The 19,992-nt window shown below is 70.2% G+C and carries 19 protein-coding genes and 2 pseudogenes; 6 read left to right on the forward strand and 15 right to left on the reverse strand.

The window, feature by feature from the left end; translation table 11 throughout:
• Positions 1–242 precede the first annotated feature (242 nt).
• Positions 243–434, forward strand: a pseudogene (locus tag I8N68_RS16770) (multicopper oxidase domain-containing protein); the annotation flags it as partial.
• A 25-nt stretch (positions 435–459) separates the two neighbouring features.
• Here I8N68_RS16770 and I8N68_RS16775 read toward each other — a convergent pair.
• The 14 genes from I8N68_RS16775 to I8N68_RS16840 form a co-directional block, all read right to left on the reverse strand.
• Complete coding sequence (locus I8N68_RS16775; protein WP_234039965.1) at positions 460–1,866, reverse strand: NADH-quinone oxidoreductase subunit N; 1,407 nt, start codon at positions 1,864–1,866, stop codon at positions 460–462.
• A 15-nt stretch (positions 1,867–1,881) separates the two neighbouring features.
• Positions 1,882–3,372 carry a complex I subunit 4 family protein gene (locus I8N68_RS16780; RefSeq protein ID WP_200210937.1) on the reverse strand — a complete coding sequence of 497 codons (1,491 nt, stop codon included), beginning with the start codon at positions 3,370–3,372 and terminating at the stop codon, positions 1,882–1,884.
• Between the two features lie 3 nt (positions 3,373–3,375).
• On the reverse strand, positions 3,376–5,235 hold the full coding sequence (locus I8N68_RS16785; RefSeq protein WP_200210938.1) for a proton-conducting transporter transmembrane domain-containing protein: 1,860 nt from the start codon (positions 5,233–5,235) through the stop codon (positions 3,376–3,378).
• Entirely contained in the window at positions 5,232–5,534 is a 303-nt protein-coding gene (locus I8N68_RS16790; RefSeq protein WP_200210939.1) for an NADH-quinone oxidoreductase subunit NuoK, read from the reverse strand. The genes I8N68_RS16785 and I8N68_RS16790 overlap by 4 nt, the downstream gene beginning before the upstream one ends.
• Positions 5,531–6,094 (reverse strand): NADH-quinone oxidoreductase subunit J, encoded by a 564-nt coding sequence (locus I8N68_RS16795; RefSeq protein ID WP_200210940.1) that lies wholly within the window; start codon positions 6,092–6,094, stop codon positions 5,531–5,533. Before I8N68_RS16795 ends, I8N68_RS16790 begins: the two co-directional genes overlap by 4 nt.
• A 3-nt stretch (positions 6,095–6,097) precedes the next feature.
• Positions 6,098–7,033: a complex I subunit 1 family protein gene (locus tag I8N68_RS16800; RefSeq protein ID WP_200210941.1), complete on the reverse strand. Its 936-nt coding sequence runs from the start codon at positions 7,031–7,033 to the stop codon at positions 6,098–6,100.
• Positions 7,026–8,435 (reverse strand): hypothetical protein, encoded by a 1,410-nt coding sequence (locus I8N68_RS16805; RefSeq protein ID WP_200210942.1) that lies wholly within the window; start codon positions 8,433–8,435, stop codon positions 7,026–7,028. The genes I8N68_RS16800 and I8N68_RS16805 overlap by 8 nt, the downstream gene beginning before the upstream one ends.
• Positions 8,426–8,770, reverse strand: a complete 345-nt coding sequence (locus I8N68_RS16810) for an NADH-quinone oxidoreductase subunit A (RefSeq protein WP_234039923.1) — start codon at positions 8,768–8,770, stop codon at positions 8,426–8,428. The genes I8N68_RS16805 and I8N68_RS16810 overlap by 10 nt, the downstream gene beginning before the upstream one ends.
• 345 nt (positions 8,771–9,115) lie before the next feature.
• Positions 9,116–10,291 carry a DmpA family aminopeptidase gene (locus tag I8N68_RS16815; RefSeq protein WP_200210943.1) on the reverse strand — a complete coding sequence of 392 codons (1,176 nt, stop codon included), beginning with the start codon at positions 10,289–10,291 and terminating at the stop codon, positions 9,116–9,118.
• Positions 10,288–11,112, reverse strand: a complete 825-nt coding sequence (locus I8N68_RS16820) for an ABC transporter ATP-binding protein (RefSeq protein ID WP_200210944.1) — start codon at positions 11,110–11,112, stop codon at positions 10,288–10,290. Before I8N68_RS16820 ends, I8N68_RS16815 begins: the two co-directional genes overlap by 4 nt.
• Positions 11,109–12,101, reverse strand: coding sequence for an ABC transporter ATP-binding protein (locus tag I8N68_RS16825; protein ID WP_307812849.1), 993 nt, complete (start codon positions 12,099–12,101; stop codon positions 11,109–11,111). The genes I8N68_RS16820 and I8N68_RS16825 overlap by 4 nt, the downstream gene beginning before the upstream one ends.
• Complete coding sequence (locus I8N68_RS33915) at positions 12,098–12,979, reverse strand: ABC transporter permease (protein ID WP_200210945.1); 882 nt, start codon at positions 12,977–12,979, stop codon at positions 12,098–12,100. Before I8N68_RS33915 ends, I8N68_RS16825 begins: the two co-directional genes overlap by 4 nt.
• Entirely contained in the window at positions 12,976–13,947 is a 972-nt protein-coding gene (locus I8N68_RS16835; protein ID WP_200210946.1) for an ABC transporter permease, read from the reverse strand. The genes I8N68_RS33915 and I8N68_RS16835 overlap by 4 nt, the downstream gene beginning before the upstream one ends.
• Positions 13,944–15,575, reverse strand: coding sequence for an ABC transporter substrate-binding protein (locus I8N68_RS16840; protein WP_200210947.1), 1,632 nt, complete (start codon positions 15,573–15,575; stop codon positions 13,944–13,946). Before I8N68_RS16840 ends, I8N68_RS16835 begins: the two co-directional genes overlap by 4 nt.
• A gap of 158 nt (positions 15,576–15,733) precedes the next feature.
• On the opposite strand from I8N68_RS16840, the gene I8N68_RS16845 reads away from it, so the two are divergent.
• Positions 15,734–16,381 (forward strand): TetR/AcrR family transcriptional regulator, encoded by a 648-nt coding sequence (locus tag I8N68_RS16845; protein WP_200210948.1) that lies wholly within the window; start codon positions 15,734–15,736, stop codon positions 16,379–16,381.
• A 59-nt stretch (positions 16,382–16,440) separates the two neighbouring features.
• Here I8N68_RS16845 and I8N68_RS34485 read toward each other — a convergent pair.
• Positions 16,441–16,552 (reverse strand): annotated as a pseudogene (locus tag I8N68_RS34485) (transposase); the annotation flags it as partial.
• 7 nt (positions 16,553–16,559) lie between these two features.
• Between I8N68_RS34485 and I8N68_RS16850 the strand changes: the two are divergent.
• The 4 genes from I8N68_RS16850 (at position 16,560) to I8N68_RS16865 (ending at position 19,992) form a co-directional block, all read left to right on the forward strand.
• Complete coding sequence (locus I8N68_RS16850; protein WP_443673261.1) at positions 16,560–17,054, forward strand: IS5 family transposase; 495 nt, start codon at positions 16,560–16,562, stop codon at positions 17,052–17,054.
• Positions 17,055–17,156: 102 nt separating this feature from the next.
• On the forward strand, positions 17,157–17,882 hold the full coding sequence (locus I8N68_RS16855) for an ABC transporter ATP-binding protein (RefSeq protein ID WP_200210950.1): 726 nt from the start codon (positions 17,157–17,159) through the stop codon (positions 17,880–17,882).
• Positions 17,879–18,649: an ABC transporter permease gene (locus tag I8N68_RS16860; RefSeq protein WP_200210951.1), complete on the forward strand. Its 771-nt coding sequence runs from the start codon at positions 17,879–17,881 to the stop codon at positions 18,647–18,649. Before I8N68_RS16855 ends, I8N68_RS16860 begins: the two co-directional genes overlap by 4 nt.
• A 17-nt stretch (positions 18,650–18,666) precedes the next feature.
• Positions 18,667–19,992 (forward strand): sensor histidine kinase, encoded by a 1,326-nt coding sequence (locus I8N68_RS16865; RefSeq protein WP_200210952.1) that lies wholly within the window; start codon positions 18,667–18,669, stop codon positions 19,990–19,992.

The raw sequence follows: 19,992 nt of genomic DNA on the forward strand, positions 1-19,992 counted from the left end.
CCATGCCGCCAGTCTCGCTACCCATACCCCACCGAGGTAGGGACCTCTGACCCCTCGTGAGGGCATTCCTTCCGTGGCCGCCGCAGGGATGCACGGGCAGGGTCGGTGGTAGGACCGCGGGAAGGAACATGATGAGACGGCAACATCTGCCGCTGTACGCCATCGCGCTCGCGATCGTCGTCGTCGGCGCACTGGCAGCGGGGGTGCCGGCCAACGGGTGCCCGGGCTGACCCAGCGGCCGACCGATGCATCTGCACGGGCATACCTTCGCGGTGACCGGAGGGGGCGCCCGTAAGGACACCACCCTCGTCACCCCGCGGCAGACCGTCACGGTCGACCTCGAGGCCGACAACCCGGGCCAATGGATGACGCACTGCCACAACATCTACCACGCCGCGGCGGGCATGATGATCAATCTGGCCTACCGGACCTGAGCACCGGGCAACGAGTACAGGATTGCTACTGCTGGCTGGCCAGCTGCCAGAGCGGACCCGCCGCGAGACCCGCGGCGAGGCTGAGGGCGGCCGCGACGACGGCGGTGCGCGCGGACCACCGTAGAGGGCTGACCTGCTCCGTAGCCACCATGCCGGCGTCGGCGTGGCGGTAGGCCGGCACGATCCAGCGCAGGTAGTAGAACAGGCTGAGCACAGTGTTGACGAAGACGACGACAGCGAGCCACGCGTAGTCGCCGTCCCAGGCGGCGGTCGCGGTGGTCAACTTGCCGACGAACACCGCCGTGGGTGGGGTTCCCACCAGCCCAAGCAGCGCCACCAGCAACGCTGCGGCCAGCCACGGCCGCCGCCGGGCCAGGCCACCGTAGGCGGTGAGCTCCCGGTGCTCGGGCAGTGCGGCCGTGACCGCGAAAGCGGCGATGTTGGTCACCATGTAACCCGCGAGGTACACCAGCAGCGACGGCAACGCGAGGTCGCTGCGCCCGGCCGCCACCACGGGTACGAGGAGAAAGCCGACCTGGCTGACGGTCGACCAGCCGAGCAGGCGTCGTGGGTCGGTCTGCCAGTAGGCGGCCAGGTTACCCAGGGTCATGCTGGCGACCGCGAAGATCGCCACCAGCAGCGCCCACGACGTGGTGTGGGGAAGCACCAGGACGAACCGGTACACCGCGATCAGGGCGCCGATCTTGGGCACCGTGGTCAGGAAGGTCGCCACCGTGCCGCCGGCACCCTGCGCGGCGTCCGGCACCCAGAAATGAGCCGGTACGCCGCCGGCCTTGAACATCAGCCCGGCGACGATGCCGACGGTCGCCGCCGCGACGGCCACCGCTGGCGCCTGAGTGAGTCGGTCTGTCAGGTCCCCGTAGGTGGTGGTGCCGGTGACTCCGGACAGGATGGTCACGCCGAGCAGCAGGAGGATGCCAAACAGCGCGCCCATCAGGTAGGTCTTCATCGCGGCTTCCGCGCCATTGGCGGTGTTCACCAGACCGATCAGCCCGTAAAGCGGGATGCTGGCGAGCAGGAACCCCACGGCGAGGACGAGCAGGTCGTCTGCGCCCGCGAGGACCACCGTCCCGGTGGTGGCGAAGAGCAGCAGCGCGTAGGTCTCGCTCTCCCGCGCCGAGGCGGCGATCTCGTCGGCGGCGAGGGCGAGGACGAGCAGCGTCCCGAACGCGACGAGGATCCGGGCGACGCCGGTGGTGGTGTCGACGGCGTAGGTGCCCTCGAACGCGCGCTGCGCGGGACCCGCGAGCTGGACCGCGGCGGCGGCCATGGCGGCGACGAGGACCACCACGGTGAGGACCCGGATCAGCCACTGCCGTTGCCGAGGAACGAACGAGCCGCCGATCAGCGCGCCGAGTCCCCCGACGAACAGCAGCATCTCGGGCAGCAGGAGCAGGGGGCGCATCCCCATCTCGGCGTTCACCGGTCACCTGCCGACGAGGCCGACGACGGCGGCGGAGGCCGGCTCGATGACGTCGAGCAGCGGTCGGGGCAGGATGCCGATGACGAGGGAGAGCAGCAGCAGGGGCCCGGCCGACCAGATCTCGCTCGGGCTCAGGTCGGTGAATCCGACGGAGTTCCCTCGGGTTTTGCCGGTGAAGACCCGTTGCACCGCGCGCAGGAACAGCGCGGCCGTCACCAGGATGCCGACCAGCGCGATCGCGGTGACCGGTGCCACGGCGACGCTGCCGGTGAAGATCTGGAACTCGGCGATGAACCCGGCGAACGCGGGCAGGCCCAGGGACGCGAAAGCCCCGACGGCGAAAAGGGTGGCGAACGCCGGTGCGGGCGCGGCGAGTCCGCCGTAGGCGCCCATCTCATAGGTGCCGGCGCGGTCGTGCAGGACGCCGACGAGGAGGAACAGCGCCCCGGTGATCAGGCCGTGGCTGACCATCTGGGTGACCGCCCCGGTGACCGCTACGGTCCGAGCCTGGGTGGTGTCGGCGGCGACCAGCCCGGCGGCGCCGACTGCGAGGGCGATGTAGCCCATGTGGTTGACCGATGTGTAGGCGATCATGCGTTTGACATTGGTCTGGGCCAGCGCGACCAGGGCGCCGTAGATGACCGACACCACGCCGACGACGATGACGACCCACGCCCAGGCTCGCCATGCCTGCGGCAGCATCGGCATGGCGATGCGGACGAAGCCGTAGGTGCCCATCTTCAGCAGCACCCCCGCGAGGACCGCGGAGCCGACGGCGGGCGCGTCGGTGTGCGCGGGTGGCAGCCAGGTGTGGAACGGCACGGTGGGGGTCTTCACGGCCAGGCCGACCAGGATCGCGGCGAGCACCAGCCCGCCGGCGAGGGGCCGGCCGGCCAGCGGCGCGGCGGCGGCGAGCGCGGGCATGTCGAAGGTGTGGGGTTCGGCGGCGACGTAGAGGCCGATGAAACCGACCAGCAGGGCCAGCGAGCCGAGGAAGGTGTAGAGGAAGAACTTCATCGCCGAGTGGCCGCGGTTGCCGTGGCCCCAGCCGGCGATCACGAAGTACATGCCGACGATGGACAGGTCGAAGAAGACGAAGAACAGGATCAGGTCGGCGGCCACGAACAGGCCGAGGCTGACGCTCTGCAGGAACAGGAACAACGCGGCCTGGGCGCGGGGCCGGTGGCGCTCGCGCAGGGCGTACACGGCGCAGGCGAGGAAGATCACCGCGGTCATCGCGACGAGCGGCAGGGAGAATCCGTCGACCCCGAGGTGGTAACTGCTGTTCACGCCCGGGATCCAGGCCGCCCGCTCCTCGAAGGCGAGTCCCCCGGGAGCCGGTTTCTCGTACCCGGCCCACACGACGCTCACGAGCGCGAGGTCGAGGGCCGCCACCGCCACCCAGGCCCACCGCGCCGGCGCGTCGCCGAGCCGGGGCAGGGCGACCAACGCCAGGGCGGCGGCCAGCGGCAGGAAGACGATCAGACTGAGCACTCCTCACCTCAACGCGACGAGTAGGAGGACGCCGACCACGACCACCACGACGGCCTGCAGGTAGTACTGGTGCAGCTGGCCCGTCTGCGGCCGGTGCGCGAGCTGCCCCAGCCGGCGCGTCCCGCCGGCGAACCGCTCCACGGCACCGTCCAGCCACCGGTCGTCGGCGCGGCCGGACCGGTCCGCCACCCGCAGGGTCGCGGCCGCGACCCGCTCGACGCCCCGGTCCAGAACCCGGTCGTCGAAGCGGGCGAGGGCGGCGGCGAGCCGCAGCGTGGGGTGTACGACGAACAACCCGGCGGCTTTTTCCAATCCGAGCCAGCGCAGCGCCCACCGGGGCTCGGGGACCCGCGCGCGGGCCACGACCAGGACGATCACCAGCGCGATGGCGGCCGACACACCGAGTTCGAGCGGAGTGGCCCGGGGCGCCTCCCCCGTTGCAACGGCTCGGCCCAGCAGGCCTTGAACCGGCGGGAGGGCCAGCACACCGAGTACGGCGGCGGCCACCGCGAGCACGACCACGGGCAGCTGCTGGAACAGGCTCACGGCGCCGGTGCCCTGCTCCTCCTCGTCGTGGGCCTCGGCGCCGGCCCGCCGCTGGGCGGGCACCCGTCGCCACATCACGATCAGGATCTTCCCGGCGTAGGCGGCGGACAGGGCGGAGGCGACCAGGCCGACCGCGTAGAGCCAGGGGGACTGCGCCAGTGCGGCGGCGAGGACGGCGTCCTTGGTCGCCCAGAGCGACAGCGGCGCGATGCCAGCGAGGGCGAGCGCGCCGACGGTGGCCGACCAGCCGACCAGCGGCCAGCGCCGGGCGACGCCGGACAGGCCGGTGAGCCGCTGGGTGCCGAGGGTGGTCAGCCAGGCCCCGGCGGCGAGGAACAGCAGCGCCTTGGTGGCGGCGTGCGCGACCAGGTGGGCGGCGCCGCCGGCGACCGTTCCGGCACCGGCGGCCATCACCACGAAGCCGAGCTGCGCGGCGGTGGAGGCCGCCAGCAGCTGCTTGAGGTCCCGTTGGGCGACCGCGACGGCGCCCAGCAGCAGGGCCGTCGCGGCACCCAGCCAGGTGGTCACGGTTCCCGCCCAGCCGGTCGAGACCAGCAACGGCTCCACCCGCAGCAGCAGGTAACCGCCCATGGCCACCATCGCCGCGGAATGCAGCAGGGCACTGACCGGGCTGGGACCGGCCATCGCCCGCGACAGCCAGAACGAAAACGGCAGTTGCGCCGCCTTACCCAGCGCGGCGACCAGGATGCCGGCGGCAACCACGTGTCGCCACCCCATGCTGCCGCCGGGCAGATCGGCGAGGGCCAGGCCCCCGCCGCCGGCGAGCGCGGCGGCCGCGGCGACGTAGAGGCCCAAATCTGCGGTACGGGTGGTGACGAAGGCGGTCAGACCGGCCGACATGCGGTCGTCGTCGCGCCACCAGAAACCGATCAGCGCGTACGAGGCCGCCCCCATGATCTCCCAGGCGAACAGCAGGGTGGGTAGCGTCGCCGCGGTCGCGGTCAGCGCGGCGGAGGAGGCGAACAGCAGCATCAAGCCGTGGAACCGGGCCGGCGCCGGGTACCTTTCCCCGGCCGCGAAGAGCAGCACCAGCGGGGTCACCGCCGCGACCGTGGGCACGAGCACGCCGGCCAGGCCGTCCACGGTGAGCGCGAAGTCGGCGCCGGCCATGAACGGCACCGCCACGCTCGGCCGCTGGAACGCCGCCACCGCCGACAGCGCCAGGGTGAGCGCGGCTGCGCCCAGCGAGACCGGTACGACGACCCGGTCCGCCCGCCGGGCGAGGGCGAGCAGGCCGCCTACAGCGGCCGGCAGGATAACCAGCAGCCAGAGGGAGGCCTGGGCGAGGTGACTCATCCGGACAGGTCCGCGGCCATGTCGGTCATGTCCGCCCGCCGTACCCGATGCAGGTGGGTGGCCACGGCGAACCCCATCGCCATCTCCACGGTCATCGCGACGATGATCACGAGTAGCAGCACCTGCCCGGACGGGTCCGGGGCGAGGAACCACCAGAATCCGGCCGCGGCCAGGATGAGCCCATTGAGCATCAGCTCCAGGCCCATCATCACCATCACCACGACCTGCTGGGACAGCGCCCCGTACAGCCCGACGCTGAACAGCGCCGCAGCCACCAGCAGAACCGTTTGCAGGGTCACCGGCCGACGCCTCCCGGTTGCGGGTCCTTCGCCGGCCGGTGGCGCAGGTCGTCACCGAACCGGTCGTACCGGGTGCGGTGCGCGGCCAACACCACGCCCGCCACGATCGTGGCCGCCATGACCGCGCCAACCACAGCCATGACCAGCATCTTCGGCCCCATCAGCTCCTCGCCGAGCGCCTTGGTGAGGTCAGCGGGTGGGGCATCGCGGCGAGCCGGCCAGGGAATGAGCACCGCCCCGGCGGCCAGGAGCACGAAGGAACCGACGGCAGCAGCGAGGGCGTGCCGCTTGCCGTGCACCATGCTCATCGGCATGAGCGCCGGGTTCATGCCCATGAACATGACCATGTAGACGGCCATCACGGCCATCTCCATGACCATCATCAGGATCGTCACGACCCCGACGTAGTTCTGCTGCAGCAGCAGCACCTGCACGCCCACCGCGATGAACGACACCGCGAGGGCGTAGCTGGCCCGGGCCATCGAGTTGACATAGAAGACCGCGGCGCCAGCGAGCACAGCCACGACCGCGAGGGCCCAGAACGAGATGTGAGTGATCATGGGTCACGCCCTCCAGGCCGCGACGACAGCGACGAGCAGGTCCTGCACGAGCACGGCGGGGAGCAGCACCAGCCAGCCGACCTCCATGAACAGGTCTGGTCGGAAGGCGGGCAGGCGGCGGCGCAGCCACACGAAGACCGCGAGCAGGGCGACGGTCTTCACCAGCACCCACGCCCAGCCGGGCAGCACCGGGCCGGCCCCGCCGCCGAGGAACATCGGCACGGCGAAGGCCGCCCCCGCGGCCAGCAGCGCGTACCGTCCGCCCTGGAACACCAGCCGGTCGGCCCCCGACAGCTCGGCGGTGACACCACCTGCGATGTCGGACCCCAGTGCCGGTGTGAACGGTCCCCAGACCGCGATCGCGACGACTCCGGTGCAGTAGACCAGGAATGCGACAGGCATCCATACCACGAACCACAGGTCCGCCTGCGCGGACGCGACCGTCCCGACGTTCAGGCTCGACGCGGCAACCGCGGGCGCTACCAGCGCGAACATCAGCGGCAGTTCGTATGCCAGCCCGTGCGCCAGGAAGCGGTAGCCGCCGACGAGCGAGTGCACGGAATTGGCGCCCCACCCGGTCAGCCACACGAAGGCCCACGCCAGGACGTCCATCGCGTTGAACCAGATCACCCCGACGTCGAGGTCGAACAGCGTCCACTCCCCCAGCGGCACCACCGTCACGATCATCAGCGCCATGAAGAGCAGACCCGAACTGCCGATCCGCCACAGCAGCGTGTCGGCGGCGACCGTGGTCCTGCGCCGCTGTCGCATGAGCCGAGCCAACTCCCCGAACGGTCGGGTCAGCCCGGACGGCCCTGCGCCGGCGGCTCGCGCGGTGAAGACCCCGTCGAGCACAGCGGCGAAGGTCGCGAGCAGGCCCAAGATGGCAGCCGCAGCCAGTGCCCATCCGGCGGGGACCGTGGTGACCGTGTCAGGCATGCGCCACCTCGCTCGCCGCGGGGAGCGGATCGAGGTCAAGGCTCGCGACGACCAGCCGCGCGGTGGCGATGTCCAGCCCCCGCACCAGGTCACAGACCTTGACGATCGACACGGGGTCGCTGGCACCGCTGCTCCCGCCGTCGGGGCCGGCGATGTCAGCGGTCGCCCGCTCGATCATGCAAAGCAGCCGGTCACAGGTGTCTCCTCGCAGATGGCCGGGAAGACCCAGCCGCGCGAGGTCGGCCTCGGTAAGGAGCCCGACACCTCGCAGCGACCAGCGCAGCAACCACGCGCGCTTGATGCGGCGATGTAGCCGGGCGAGACCCTCTGCCGCCTTCCTCGCGTCCCGGTCGGTCAGCAGCCGGTCGCGCAGACGCCGGGCGCGGCTGGCCGCGTCGTCCCATCCCGCAAGGGCGAGCAGACCCGCGGCGTTGTCGCAGCGACGCGCCGCGCGGTGGTGTACGTCGGGGTAGCTGACGTCGCCCTGGTCGCAGGGGAGGCGGGCGTCGACCAGGGTGACCTCGGCGTCGACAATAAGGTCGCCCTGCAGCGAGCTGCGTAGGACGAGGCCCGCCGGCCAGTGCGGCAGCACCGGGCCCATCCGAAGGTGCAGGACGTCCATCTCCAGGCCGTCACGGTCCTCGCCTCCCTGCGCGAGCGGTATCCCGGCCGGCGCCATGTCCATCCCGCCGTGGCCCATCGCGCCGTGGTCCATCCCGCCGTGGCCCATCCCGCCGTGGCCCATCGCGCCGTGGCCCATCCCACCGTGACCCATCGCGCCGTGACTCATCCCACCCTGGCGGTCGTGCTCGTGGCGCTCCATACCGTCTTGATCTTCGCGCGCCCCGTGGCCGCCGTGGCCCATCCCGCTGTGGTCCATGCCGCCGTGGTCGTCATTCCCGCCCTGGCCGCCCTGCTCGTGGTGGTCCATTCCGGCGTGCTGAGCGCGACCGACCTGATCGGTGTCGCCCCCCTTGCCATCGCCGCCGTGGCCGCCGCGGTGATGGCCGCCGTGGTGCACCTCCCGGTGCTCGTCACGGTGCGGCTCGCCGTCCGGCACGGCGGCTCGGCTGCGACTGTCGTCCTGTTGCCCGCCCACATCGAGAAGCTCGGCCTCAGCCCTGTCGAACGCCGCCGCGAGGTGCGGGGCGTCGATCTCGACTCGGGCGCGTGGCCCGGGCATCTGGTCCCACAGTCGGGCGACTACCGCGGTCATCTCCGGGCCGGAGGTGCCACAGACTGCCAAAACGTCGGCGTTGGCGGGCGTGGACACGGGCAGCCAACCTCGCTCGCGGATGTGCTGCTCGGCCGCGACACGCGTCAGCCAGTGTCCCGGCAGTTCCACCAGAAGGACGTGTGCCTGATCGACCGCATACTTGGCGAGGGCGTCACTCAGACCCACCGCAGGGCCCCCTCCCGCCACGCCCACAGCACCGCGACGAAGACTGCACCGAGGAACAGGAACATCTCGACGATCGCCGTGGCCCCCAGCTCAGCGGCCACGACCGCCCACGGGTACATGAACAGCATTTCCACGTCGAAGGCGAGGAAGAGCAGCGTCGCGAGGTACCACCGGACGTGGTACCGGGACAGTGCGTGTTCCTCGGGCCGCCAGCCCGACTGAAACGGCAGGACCGTGAGGGCGTCGGGTGCCAGGGCGACCAGACGGTGCAGGCCATACAGGCCGGCGACGGCGACCGAAGCGACCAGTGCCATCGCCGCGGCTCCTGAATACATCTGGCCTCCTTGATGGTCGTTACGAGTCTGCCCGTCCGCGACCGGTCACCGGGGGCATATCAGCACCACAGGCAGGATTGTCAAGGCGGCCCCGGCCAGCAGCGCCACGACCGGGAGGCGGATCGCACGATCGAGGAGCAGTGTCCACATCTCAGCGGGAAGCCCACATACCCTGATCTCGGCCTCGGGCTGACGGCGTCTGGTTCCCGTGTGGTCCCGGTCTGGTCCCCTCTGCCAGCCGTGCGGCGACCTCGATCGTCCCGGCGTTGAATCCCTGCGCGGCTATCAGGCGGCCGGTCGAGGGAGCAGCTGAGAGACCCTGGCCGGGCTTCATTCCACCTGGCTTCAGGCGGCAGCCTCGCGGTCAAAGGATCTGCGAGCCCGGAGCAGCTCGATGACGCGGTCGTGGGGCAGTCCGGGGGTGCGGTTACCGTCCCGGCCCACCATCTCGGTGTTGGCGACGATGGCGTTGAGGACGGCTTCCTCCGTCGCCTGCACGGTGGCTTCGTAGAACCGGTCAATGAAGCCCCACGGCACGAACCGCAGAGCCTCGAGCTCTTCCCGGCTCGGATCCGGGTACCGGCTGGCCAGCGCCCCAGAGTTGGCGGTGGAAAAGGCGAGGAAGAGGTCGCCGGAAAAGTGCGAGCCGGTCGTACCGGTCCGGGCCAGACCAAGCGGAACCCGGCGGGCCAGCGCCGCGCATTGGCCCGGCAGCAGCGGGGCGTCGGTGGCAACGATCGCGATGACCGAGCCGGCGCCGGCCGGAGCCGCCCACCTGGTCGGGTCGCCGAGCGGGTCGTCATCGGCCAGTGCACGTCCGGCGGGCACGCCTGCGATGGTGAGCTCGTACCGGGCGCCGAAATTGGCCTGCACGAGTACGCCCAGGCGGTAGTCGTGGCCACCGAACGGGAGGATCCGTGAGGCGGTACCGGTGCCGCCCTTGAAGCCGTAGCAGTTCATGCCGGTACCACCGCCGATCGAGCCCTCCTCCATCCAGCCCGAGGCGGCGGCGTCCAGAGCGGCGACGGCGGTGGCAGGCCGGACGTGGTCGCCGTTGATGTCGTTGAGGTAGCCGTCGTAGGTCTCGGCGACCACCGGCATCAGCCAGGTCTGGGTGAGCGCCGAGCGATCACGGACCAGCCAGTCCACGACGCCCCGGTGGCAGGCGCCGATGGCGTGCGAGTTGGTCAGCAGCACGGGCATGCTCAGGGAGCCGGTCTCGTTGATCCACGCCGTGCCGGTCATTTCGCCGTTGCCGTTGAACGCGGACACACCGGCCGCGCACGCGTCCCCCACGCCGGCGCGCCCGCGCGGCAGGATCGCGGTAACGCCGGTGCGTACCGGACCGAAGCCCGTCCTGAGCGTGCCGTGGCCGTCGATCAACGTCTGCGTGCCGACCTCGACGCCCGGCACGTCAGTGATGGCGTTCCACGGCCCGGTGGTGCCGGCGAAGGGAATGCCGATTGCTCGGGCCCGTGGCTTGCCGGCCGGGGTTTGCAGGTGCGGGTCGACGACGGTCACGAAGGCTCCTCGGATGCGTTGTTCGCCTGCAGGGCGCGGCGGGCCTGCGCGACGGCCGTAGGGTCCCAGCCGGGTCGCGGCACGGAGGCGAGCAGCAGTTGGGTGTAAGGGTGTCGCGGTGCGGCGAGAACGGCTGCCGTTTGTCCCCTTTCGACAACTCGACCCCGGTACATCACGGCGACGTGGTCGGTGACGTAGCGGACGACAGCCAGGTCGTGAGAGACGAAAAGGTAGCCGATTCCGGTCTGCGTGCGGATGTCAGCCAGCAGGTTGAGTATCTGGGCCTGGATCGACACGTCGAGCGCGGCGACCGCCTCGTCCAGGATGAGGAGGCGCGGACGGGCGGCCAGGGCTCGGGCGATGGCGACGCGCTGGCGTTGACCGCCGGACAGTTGGCGCGGCAGGGCGGCGGCCTCCCGGTCGCCCAGTCCCACCTGGTCGAGTAGCTCGTCGACCCGTTCCCGGCGTGCCACCCGTGTCCCGCCGTCGTGTAGGGCGATGACCTCGGTCAACGTCTCGACAGTGGTCAGGCGGGGATCCAGCGACAGGTATGGGTCTTGGAACACCATTTGCACCTGTCGCGCGCGAGCCAGGCGTGCCGCTCGTCCGCGGACGTGAACACCCCGGTCGGTGCCGTCGACACGGACGGATCCACCGTCGGCCCGTTCCAGTCCGGCGACGATCCGGGCAATCGTCGTCTTTCCAGAACCCGACTCGCCGACCAGTCCGAGCGAGCCGCCGTCGGCCACGGAGAATGACACGTGGTCGACCGCCAGCAAGGGTCCAAACCGCTTGCACAGTCCCTGCGCTTCCAGACTCATCCGCCCGCTCCGACTGACTCGTCTGCACGGTGGCAGGCGACGCGTTCAGCGCCAGAGGAATGCAGGTCTGGTGCCGTGGCGGTGCACAGTGCAATGGCGCGGGGGCAACGCGGCGCGAACGCGCAGCCGGGTGGGGTGTCGGTCAGGCTGAGTGGCCGCCCGGAAATCGGCACCAGCCGGCCGCTCGCCTGTACGGCACCGCCTGTCGCGCTGGGCAATGTCGGGGTCGCCGCGAGCAATCCCTGGGTGTAGGGATGCCGCGGAGCGCGGAAGAGCCGGTCGGCGGGCTGTTCCTCGACGATTCGACCGGCGTACATCACCGCGATGCGATGACAGATGCTGGCCGCGAGCTCCAGGTCGTGGGTGACGAAGAGCATTCCCATGCCGCGCTCGGCCTGCAGACGCAGCAGGATCGCCACGATCTCCGCCTGGGTGCTCACGTCCAGGGCGGTGGTGGGCTCGTCAGCGAGTAGCAGCATCGGGTCCACCGCCAGGGCAGCCGCGATCATCACCCGTTGCAGCATTCCCCCCGAGAACTGATGCGGATACCTGCGCATGGCCGCCCCGGGGTCTGCGATCCCGACCTCGCCCAGCAGCTCCACGACTCGGTCCCTCGAACGGGCCCGCGCCCAGCCACGGTTGGTGCGCACCGCCTCAGTCAGGAAGTCGCCGACTCGACGCAGCGGATTGATCGACGCCCGCGGGTCCTGGAATATCATGGCAGCCTGCTCGGCGCGCAGCCGGCGCAGTGCCTCGCCCGCGAGCCCGACGACCTCAGTGCCGGCTACGCGGACCGAGCCCGTGACGCGGGATCGGGCGGGAAACAAACCGAGTGCCGAGCGAGCAGTGACGGACTTGCCCGAGCCCGACTCCCCCACCAGCCCGACGACCTCGCCCGCGCCGATCCGCAACGCGATCCCGTCAACGAGCGGCCGATGGGAGCCACCGGGCAGAACGACCGTCAGGCCGTCGACCTCCAGGACGTTCACGCTGCCTCCCGGCGGGCGACCCGGTCGGCGATTCCTTCGCCGACGATCGTGAAGGCGACCACGACCACGACGATGCACACTCCCGGCGCAACGGACGGGAGGAAGGCGCCCTCGAGCATCGCCGCCTGATTCTCCTTGATCATGGTTCCCCAGTCGGGCGAGGGCGGTTGCACTCCGAACCCGAGGTAGGACAGGGCCGCCAGATCCATCAACGCGTAGCCGAAGTTGAGCGTCGTCTGGGCGAGCACCACCGGAAAGATGTTCGGCAGGAGGTGCCGGGCGTTGACGGCCAGGCCCGAGAACCCTTGCACCCGGTAGGCGGCGATGTACGGCTTGGCCGCCTCCTGGCTCGCAGCCGCGCGGACCAGCCGGGCGATGTACGGGGTGTACGCGATGGCCATGGCGATGACGGGCGCGGTGAGGCCGGGCCCGACGAGGGCCACCGCGAGGATGGCCAGGAGCAGTCCGGGAAATGCGAAGACCAGTTCCATGGACCGGGAAACGAGCCAGTCGACGAGCCCACCACGCCACGCCGCCCAGACACCGAGCAGGATGCCCGTAGCCGTGGAGGCGACGACGACAGCAAGCGGTCCGAGCAGGCTGCTACGGGCACCGTGGAGCAGCCTGGACAGGGTGTCCCGGCCAGACTGGTCGCCGCCGAGCAGGTGATCGGGGCCGGCGGGAGCGAGGGTGTCGGACAGGCTCACCGCGAGCGGATCTGCTGGCGCGACGACGTCGGCGAGTACCGCGACCAGGACCACGATCGCCAGCAGCCCTGCCGCGACGAGGTAGAGCCAGCCGCCCGCGGCGGCACCGCGCAGCCGCCCGCCGAGGCGCCGCCGGACGAGTTCAGGCGCTGCTGTGTTGACGGCGGTCACGGCAGAACCCTCGAATCGTGCCGACCCATCCGCGGGTCGATGAGCGGATGAACCAGGTCCACCAGCAGGTTGATGACCATGAACGCCACGACGACGAGCAACGAGATCGCCTGGACCACGGGGAAGTCCTTCGCCGTGACGGCCTGCACCAGCAACGAGCCGAGGCCGGAAAGCCCAAAGGCGGTCTCGACGATAGCGGTGAGCACGAACATTCCGGCGACGATGAGGCCGGTGAGCACCGTGATGGGGCCGAGCGCGTTGCGCAGCACGTGGCGACGGACGACGGTGCCCGGGGGAATGCCGCGGGCACGGGCGACCTCGACGTGCTCACGGCCGAGCTCGGCGAGCATCGCGGAGCGGGTGACCCGGGCGAGCAATCCGACGGTCGACAAGGCCAGGGCGACGGCGGGAAGGGTCAGGTGCCAAAGGCGATCGGCGAACCCCTCGCCGTTTCCGAAGGTGGGAAACAAGTCCAGGGTCACGGCGAAGACGGCGCTGAGGCCGATGACAGCGACGAATGACGGAGTTGCGGCAGCCACCGTGCTGCCGACCATGATTGTCGTGTCGACAGGGCCTGGTCGCAGGGCCGCCAACGCTCCGAAGAGGACGCCGGCGACGACGATGAGCACGGTCGCGTACCCGACCAGCCAGAGCGTCGTGGGGAGTCGGGCCGCCAACAGCCCACCGACGTCCTGACGGAACTGCAGGGACCGCCCGAAGTCACCAGTCAGAACGCCGGACAGCCACCGCCAGTACTGCACGGGTAACGGCTCGTCAAGATGGTATTGGGTGCGAACGGCGGCCAGCGCCTCCGGCGACACTCCACGGCCACGGAGCAGGAATGACTCGGGGTCACCCGGGGCCACGTGAATCGCTGAGAAAACCAGGAACGATGTCGCCAGCAGGGTCAGCACGAGGCTGACCAGCCGACCCGCAACGAACCGGGAGACGCCGGCCACCGCGCTCATGCTCCCGTGCCCCCGATCTGCGCTGCCCACGGGTAGTACAGGTAGGCGTTCGTCGCCGGGGCACCGCTGATCCGCTTGTTCATGAAGACGGTGTTGGGGCCGTTGACGATGGGCAGCCACACCATGTCGTCCACGGTTATCCTCTGGAGCTGCACGACCAGCTCAGCGCGCTTGACCGGGTCGCTCTGGGCCAGCGCCTCGGCGTAGATCCGGTCGTACTCGGGATTGCTGTAGCCGCCGTAGTTGGCGAAGCTCTTGCTCTCCCAGTTCTGGTAGATCTGCAACGCGTCCGCGACGTCGGCGTACCAGCTGGTGTAGAACAGGTCGATCCCCTTGCGCGCTTCGGCCCCGCCGAAGAGTGCGCCGTACTGGTCCGGGGCGATGGTCTTGAGTTCGACCTTGAGGCCGATCCGCTCGCCGGCGGCCCGTACCTCGTTGGCAAGCGGTGCGAAGATCGGACTGGAGCTGATCGCGAAGACGATGGGCTTCGCCGGGGCGCCGGCTTCGGCGACCAGCTTTTTCGCTGCCTCGACGTCCTGCTTGGCTTCAGGCAGCTCGTTCCACGCCCGCTCGTACACCTCCGGTGCACCACCCCAGGTCAACCGCGACGCGACGGCGCGGGAGGGTTCGGCCCGACCGCCAAGCGCCGCCTTGATGTAGCCCTCGCGGTCGAGCGCGAGCCACAGGGCCCGACGGATCCGGGGATCCTTCAGCGGTCCGGTGAAGTCGTTGACGATCAGATTGATGGTCGACGTGGTGGGCCCGAAGTGGAGGTTCCCGACACCGCTGGAGAGCAACTTCTGCCGGCCTTGGACCGGCGGCGCGTAGACGCCATCCACCTCGCCGGTGGTCAGGGCGTTCAGCTGGGTGGTGGGATCGGAGAGGATGACCAGCTCGAAGTTCTTGACCTTTGCCTTCCGAGCGGGATCCCAGTAGTTGTCGGCGCGGGTCAGGGTGATCGACTGTCCCTTGGTCCACGCCCCGATCCGGTACGGTCCGGTGCAATTCACGGAGCCGTCGGGGCTGCCGTAGCCCTTGCCCTTGCTTGTGACGTACGACTTGCTCTCCACTACTCCGGGCACGACGGCCATCATCTGGTTGAACAAGGCGTCGGGCGAGGACAGCTTCACCGTGACCTCGTGGGGGCCGCTCGCCGTGACGTCCTTGACCTTGGCAAACGCCGTTGACCAGTAGGAGCCGAGCGCTTTGTCGCGGTGCCGGTTGAGGCTGAAGACCACGTCCTGGGCGGTCATGGGGCTTCCGTCATGAAACGTGACGTCGGAGCGCAGCGTATAAACCCAGGTGAGCGGGTCAGGGTTGGTGAACTTCTCGGCGAGGTTGGGGCGGACAGCGAAGTCCGCGTCGATCCGGAGCAGGCTTTCGCAGACGTTGGCCAAGACCGAATTGGGCGGATAGTCGTAGCTGTAGATCCAATCGAGCGATGACGGCTCCGATCCCAGCAGCCAACGGACCGATTCCAGTTCGCCGTGGGCAGCGGGGGTCATGCTGGTCAGTTCGACGTCGGTGCTCTGCTTACTGGGACGGTCGGCGTTGGAACACGCGACGGTTGCGGCCACGGCCAGCGCTGCCAGCGCTGCCCCGCAGCCACGACGCTGTCGAGATTTCACCACGGCTCCTCGGGTCAGTTATTCTTCGTATGGTCCAGCAAAGAACTCCGCCGCGGTGCTGTCAAGGGGCAATCTGGTTGCAGGAGATACGCTGACGGGGAGCTACGACGCCAGCTCGTCGTAGCGGCAATGTCGGACGAGACCGGAAAGATTGGACGATGGCCCGACCGAAAAATCAGGACGAACGGCGCGCTCACCTCGTGCAGGCGGCGCGACGCGCCATCGTCGAGCAGGGTCTGACCTCGGTGCGCGTGCGCGACGTCGCCGACGCCGCAGGCATGGCGCCAGGCTCCGTGACCTACTACTTCCGAGAAATCGGCGACCTCTTCCAAGAGGTGTACAACGAGGCGATCGACCGGTTCGACGCCCGTCGGACCGCGGCGATCGAGTCAGTCACCGATCCACGGCAGCGGCTGCTCGTCACGATCCGGTCCGGGCTGCCGACCGGACCCGACGACGAGCTGTGCTGCCTGCTCTACGAGTTCGCACCGCAGGCCCGCCGACGTCGCGTCGACGCCACGCTCCGCCGCACCCTCTACGACCGGCAGGTCGCGCTCTATCGATCGATCCTCGACACCGGCGCCGGCCTCGGGCACTTCCGGTTGACTGCGCCATCTGTCGAAGTCGCCAGCAACCTGGTCGCCCTCGAGGACGCCTACGGGTACCACGTCATCGCCCGCACATCGATCACACGCGATCGCGCCGAGGGCCACATCGTCAACTACGCCGCCACCGCCACCGGCTGCGACCTGGCCTACATTCCCCAGACAGACGGAGCGATCAGGCGCCTCACTTCGAGCGCATGACGGCACAGCCCTGACGTCCGGCTCGTGCAATCGGTCGGCGACACCTAACGGTCGGACATCGACCGGACCCTGCCGGCGGTGCCGGCGTACTGCCGCTGCCCCGACCGACCCGGTGCCCTTCTTCAGGAACCCCGTCTCGTCCGGGATCAACACACCACCCGGCTCACCCAGGGCGGTCATCGACTCCTCGCACGTCCGTGCGGCCAGACGTGCCAAAAGCGGGCCGAGCCCGGTCGACCGCGCCCGCCCAGGCTCGAAGCGACACCTGCTGACCGAGGGCGCCGGTATCCCCCTCGCTGTGGCGTCGACCGGCGGCAACCGCCACGACGTCACCCAACTACTCCCGCTGATCGACAAGATCCCACCGGCACACGGACACCGCGGCCGGCCACGCAGGCGCCCCGACGAGTTGTACGCCGACCGCGCCTACGACCACGACCACGACCGCAAAGCCGTACGAGCCAAGGGCATCCGCCCACACATCGCACGCCGCAGCCAACCCCACGCCTCGGGCCCGGGCGTGTACCGGTGGGTGATCGAGCGCACCATCACCTGGTACCACGGCATGAAACGGCTACGCATCCGATGGGAACGCCGCGACGACATCCACGAAGCCTTCCTCGCCCTCGCCACCTGCATCATCACGTACCGACACGTCGTCCGACTTTGTTAGGACCTCTTAGTGTCCGGACCGCGATGGGGGCGGAAAACCTCCAGGCGGAGTCGGATGGTTTCCGGCTTCCGACCGCCGACGGCGCTGCCTAGCGTGGATCGTGTGATCGAACTACGTGAGCTGACGAAGCGCGACGGCGACCGGGTCGCCGTTGACGGGCTGAGCGTCCAGGTGCAGCCGGGGGTGGTGACCGGCTTCCTCGGCCCGAACGGATCCGGCAAGTCGACGACGATGCGGATGATCCTCGGCCTAGATGCCCCGGACCATGGCGAGGCACTGATCGGCGGAGTCCGGTACCCGGACCTGAACTGGCCGTTGAAGACGGTCGGCGCGCTCCTCGATGCCGGGGCGTTCCATCCCGGCCGCAGCGCCCGTGCGCACCTGACCGCGCTGGCCGCGAGCAACGACATCCCCGGTTCCCGGGTCGAGCAGGCGCTGCGCATCGTCGGTCTGTCCGACGCGGCAACGCGGCGTGCCGGTACGTACTCGCTCGGCATGCGCCAGCGGCTCGGCGTCGCTGTGGCCCTGCTCGGCGACCCGGGCGTCCTCCTGCTCGACGAGCCGGTCAACGGACTGGATCCGGAGGGCATCCGCTGGATCCGGGACCTGCTGCGCGGACTCGCCGCCGAAGGCCGGACGGTGTTCGTGTCCAGCCACCTGATCGCCGAGATGGCGCTGACCGCCGACCGGCTGGTGGTCATCGGCCGCGGCCGGCTGCTGGCCGAGACGACCGTCGCCGAACTCGCCGCCGGCGACGACAGCCTGGAGGACGCGTTCTTCCGGCTCACCTCGCAGGCCACCGACTATCGCGGAGTGGGAGCGTCATGAACGGGTACGGATTCCGGCACGCGGCCCGGATGGAACGGATCAAGCTGAGCAGCGTCCGGTCGACGTGGTGGCTGGCGATCGCTGCGGTGGTCTCGATGGCCGCGGCCGGGGCCGGGGTGGGACTCGGATACCGATCGCACACCCCGGTCGCCACCGCCGCCCAGATCCTGAACAACAGCCTCGGCGGCGCCATTGTGGCCCAGCTGCTCCTCGGAGCGCTCGGCGTCCTGACGGTGACCGGCGAATACGGCACCGGGATGATCCGCTCGACGTTCGCCGCCGTCCCGCGGCGTCGGATCGTCCTGGCCGCGAAGGTCGCCGTGTGCGGCGGCGCGGCTCTCACCGTCGGCCTGGTCGCGAGCTTCGCCGGCTATCTGAGCGGGCAGCTCGCGATCCGCGGCACCGCCATCCCGGCCGCATCCCTCGGGGACCCGGCGATCCTGCGCGCGGTCGTGTTGACCGGCGTCTATCTGGGCGTCACCGCGCTGATCGGGGTCGGCATCGGGGCGATCGTGCGGCATTCGGGCGCCGCGATCGGCACGCTGTTCGGTCTGATGTTCGTCCCGATGATCGTGGCCGGCCTGTTCGGCGAGAGTGGAATCCAGGTCGGCCGCTTCGTCCCGCTGTTGATGCTGCTCAACTCGATCGCGGTGACCTCGCCGGTACCCGGGCTGTTCTCCAGCTGGATCAGCGCGCTGCTGATGTGCGGGTACGCGGCGGTAGCGATCCTGTGCGGCGGCGTGCTGCTCCGCCATCGCGCCGCGTGACCAGCGACAATGGGCCGATGACAGCGTTGCGCGCTCCGTTCACCACACTGGCCCTGCGCCGGGCGGTGTTCTGCGTCGTCGGCGTGGTCAGTGCGGCCGCGATCCTGAGCGTACCGGCGATCGTGCCGGCCCTGGGCGTCCTCATCCTCTGGGCGACCGGAGCCATGTCCAACCAGCCCGCACCTGCCGTCGCCCCGGTGTTCCTGGTCCTGTTTCCGCTCACCATCGCGCTCCTGGTCGGGCTGGCCGCCCCGACCGGGCGCGCGATGGGAGCCGTGCATCGCTCACTCGCGGACCGGCTGCTCGACGTGCAGGTGGACGCCCCGCCGCCCCGGCTCTCGAAGCGGATCAGCGCCGTGGTCTCCGACGGGCCGGGCTGGCGCGCCGTCGGGTACGGCCTGCTCAAGGTGCCGCTGGCCATCCCCGAGGGCTACGGCGCGTTCTGCTACGTGTTCGGCCTGGTCAACCTCAGCTACCCGGTGTGGTGGCCGCTGTTTCGCAACCACCCGCCCGGAACGCGCCTCGGACCGGTGTGGGCGCTGACGCCGTTCGGCACTATCGGTACGCGGACGTTCGCCGGAACGTTCCTCATCGCCGCGGCCGGCCTCGTCATGCTGCTGGTCGCACCGTGGTTGATGCGGGCCGGTACGACACTGGACCTTGCCGCGATGCGACTGCTGCTCGGTCCGCGTCGGCTCGCCGAGCGGGTACGCGAACTGCAGGTCACCCGGGCCCGCGCGATCGACGACGCGGCCGCGATGATGCGCAGGCTGGAACGGGACCTGCACGACGGCGCGCAGATCCGGCTGGCCACGCTGGCGATGAACCTCGGCATGGCGACCGAGAAGCTCGGTGTCGACGGCCCGCCACCCGACCTCGCACAGGCCCGCGAACTGGTCGCGCTCGCCCACTGCGGAGCGAAGGATGCCCTCGCCGACCTGCGCGACCTGGTGCGCGGGATCCACCCGCCGGTCCTCGACAACGGTCTGGGCGATGCGCTGGCGACGCTCGCGACGAGCAGCGCCATCCCGGTCGCGGTGAACGTCGAGCTGCCCGACCGCCCGGCGCCCGCGATCGAGACCATCGCTTACTTCTGCGCCTCCGAGCTGCTCGCGAACGCGGCCAAACACAGCCGGGCGACCCGTATCGGGCTCGGCGTCGTCCGATCCGGCGAGCGCCTGATGCTGACCGTCAAGGACGACGGCATCGGCGGGGCGATCCCGGACGGTCCCGGCCTGTCCGGCCTGGACCGCCGCATCGCCGTCGTGGACGGCCGGATGCGCGTACACAGTCCGACCGGCGGTCCGACCCGGGTCGAGATCGAGCTGCCCACACAGGTGTGA

It is taken from the genome of Micromonospora coerulea (assembly GCF_016598485.1).
GTDB lineage: Bacteria > Actinomycetota > Actinomycetes > Mycobacteriales > Micromonosporaceae > Micromonospora > Micromonospora coerulea.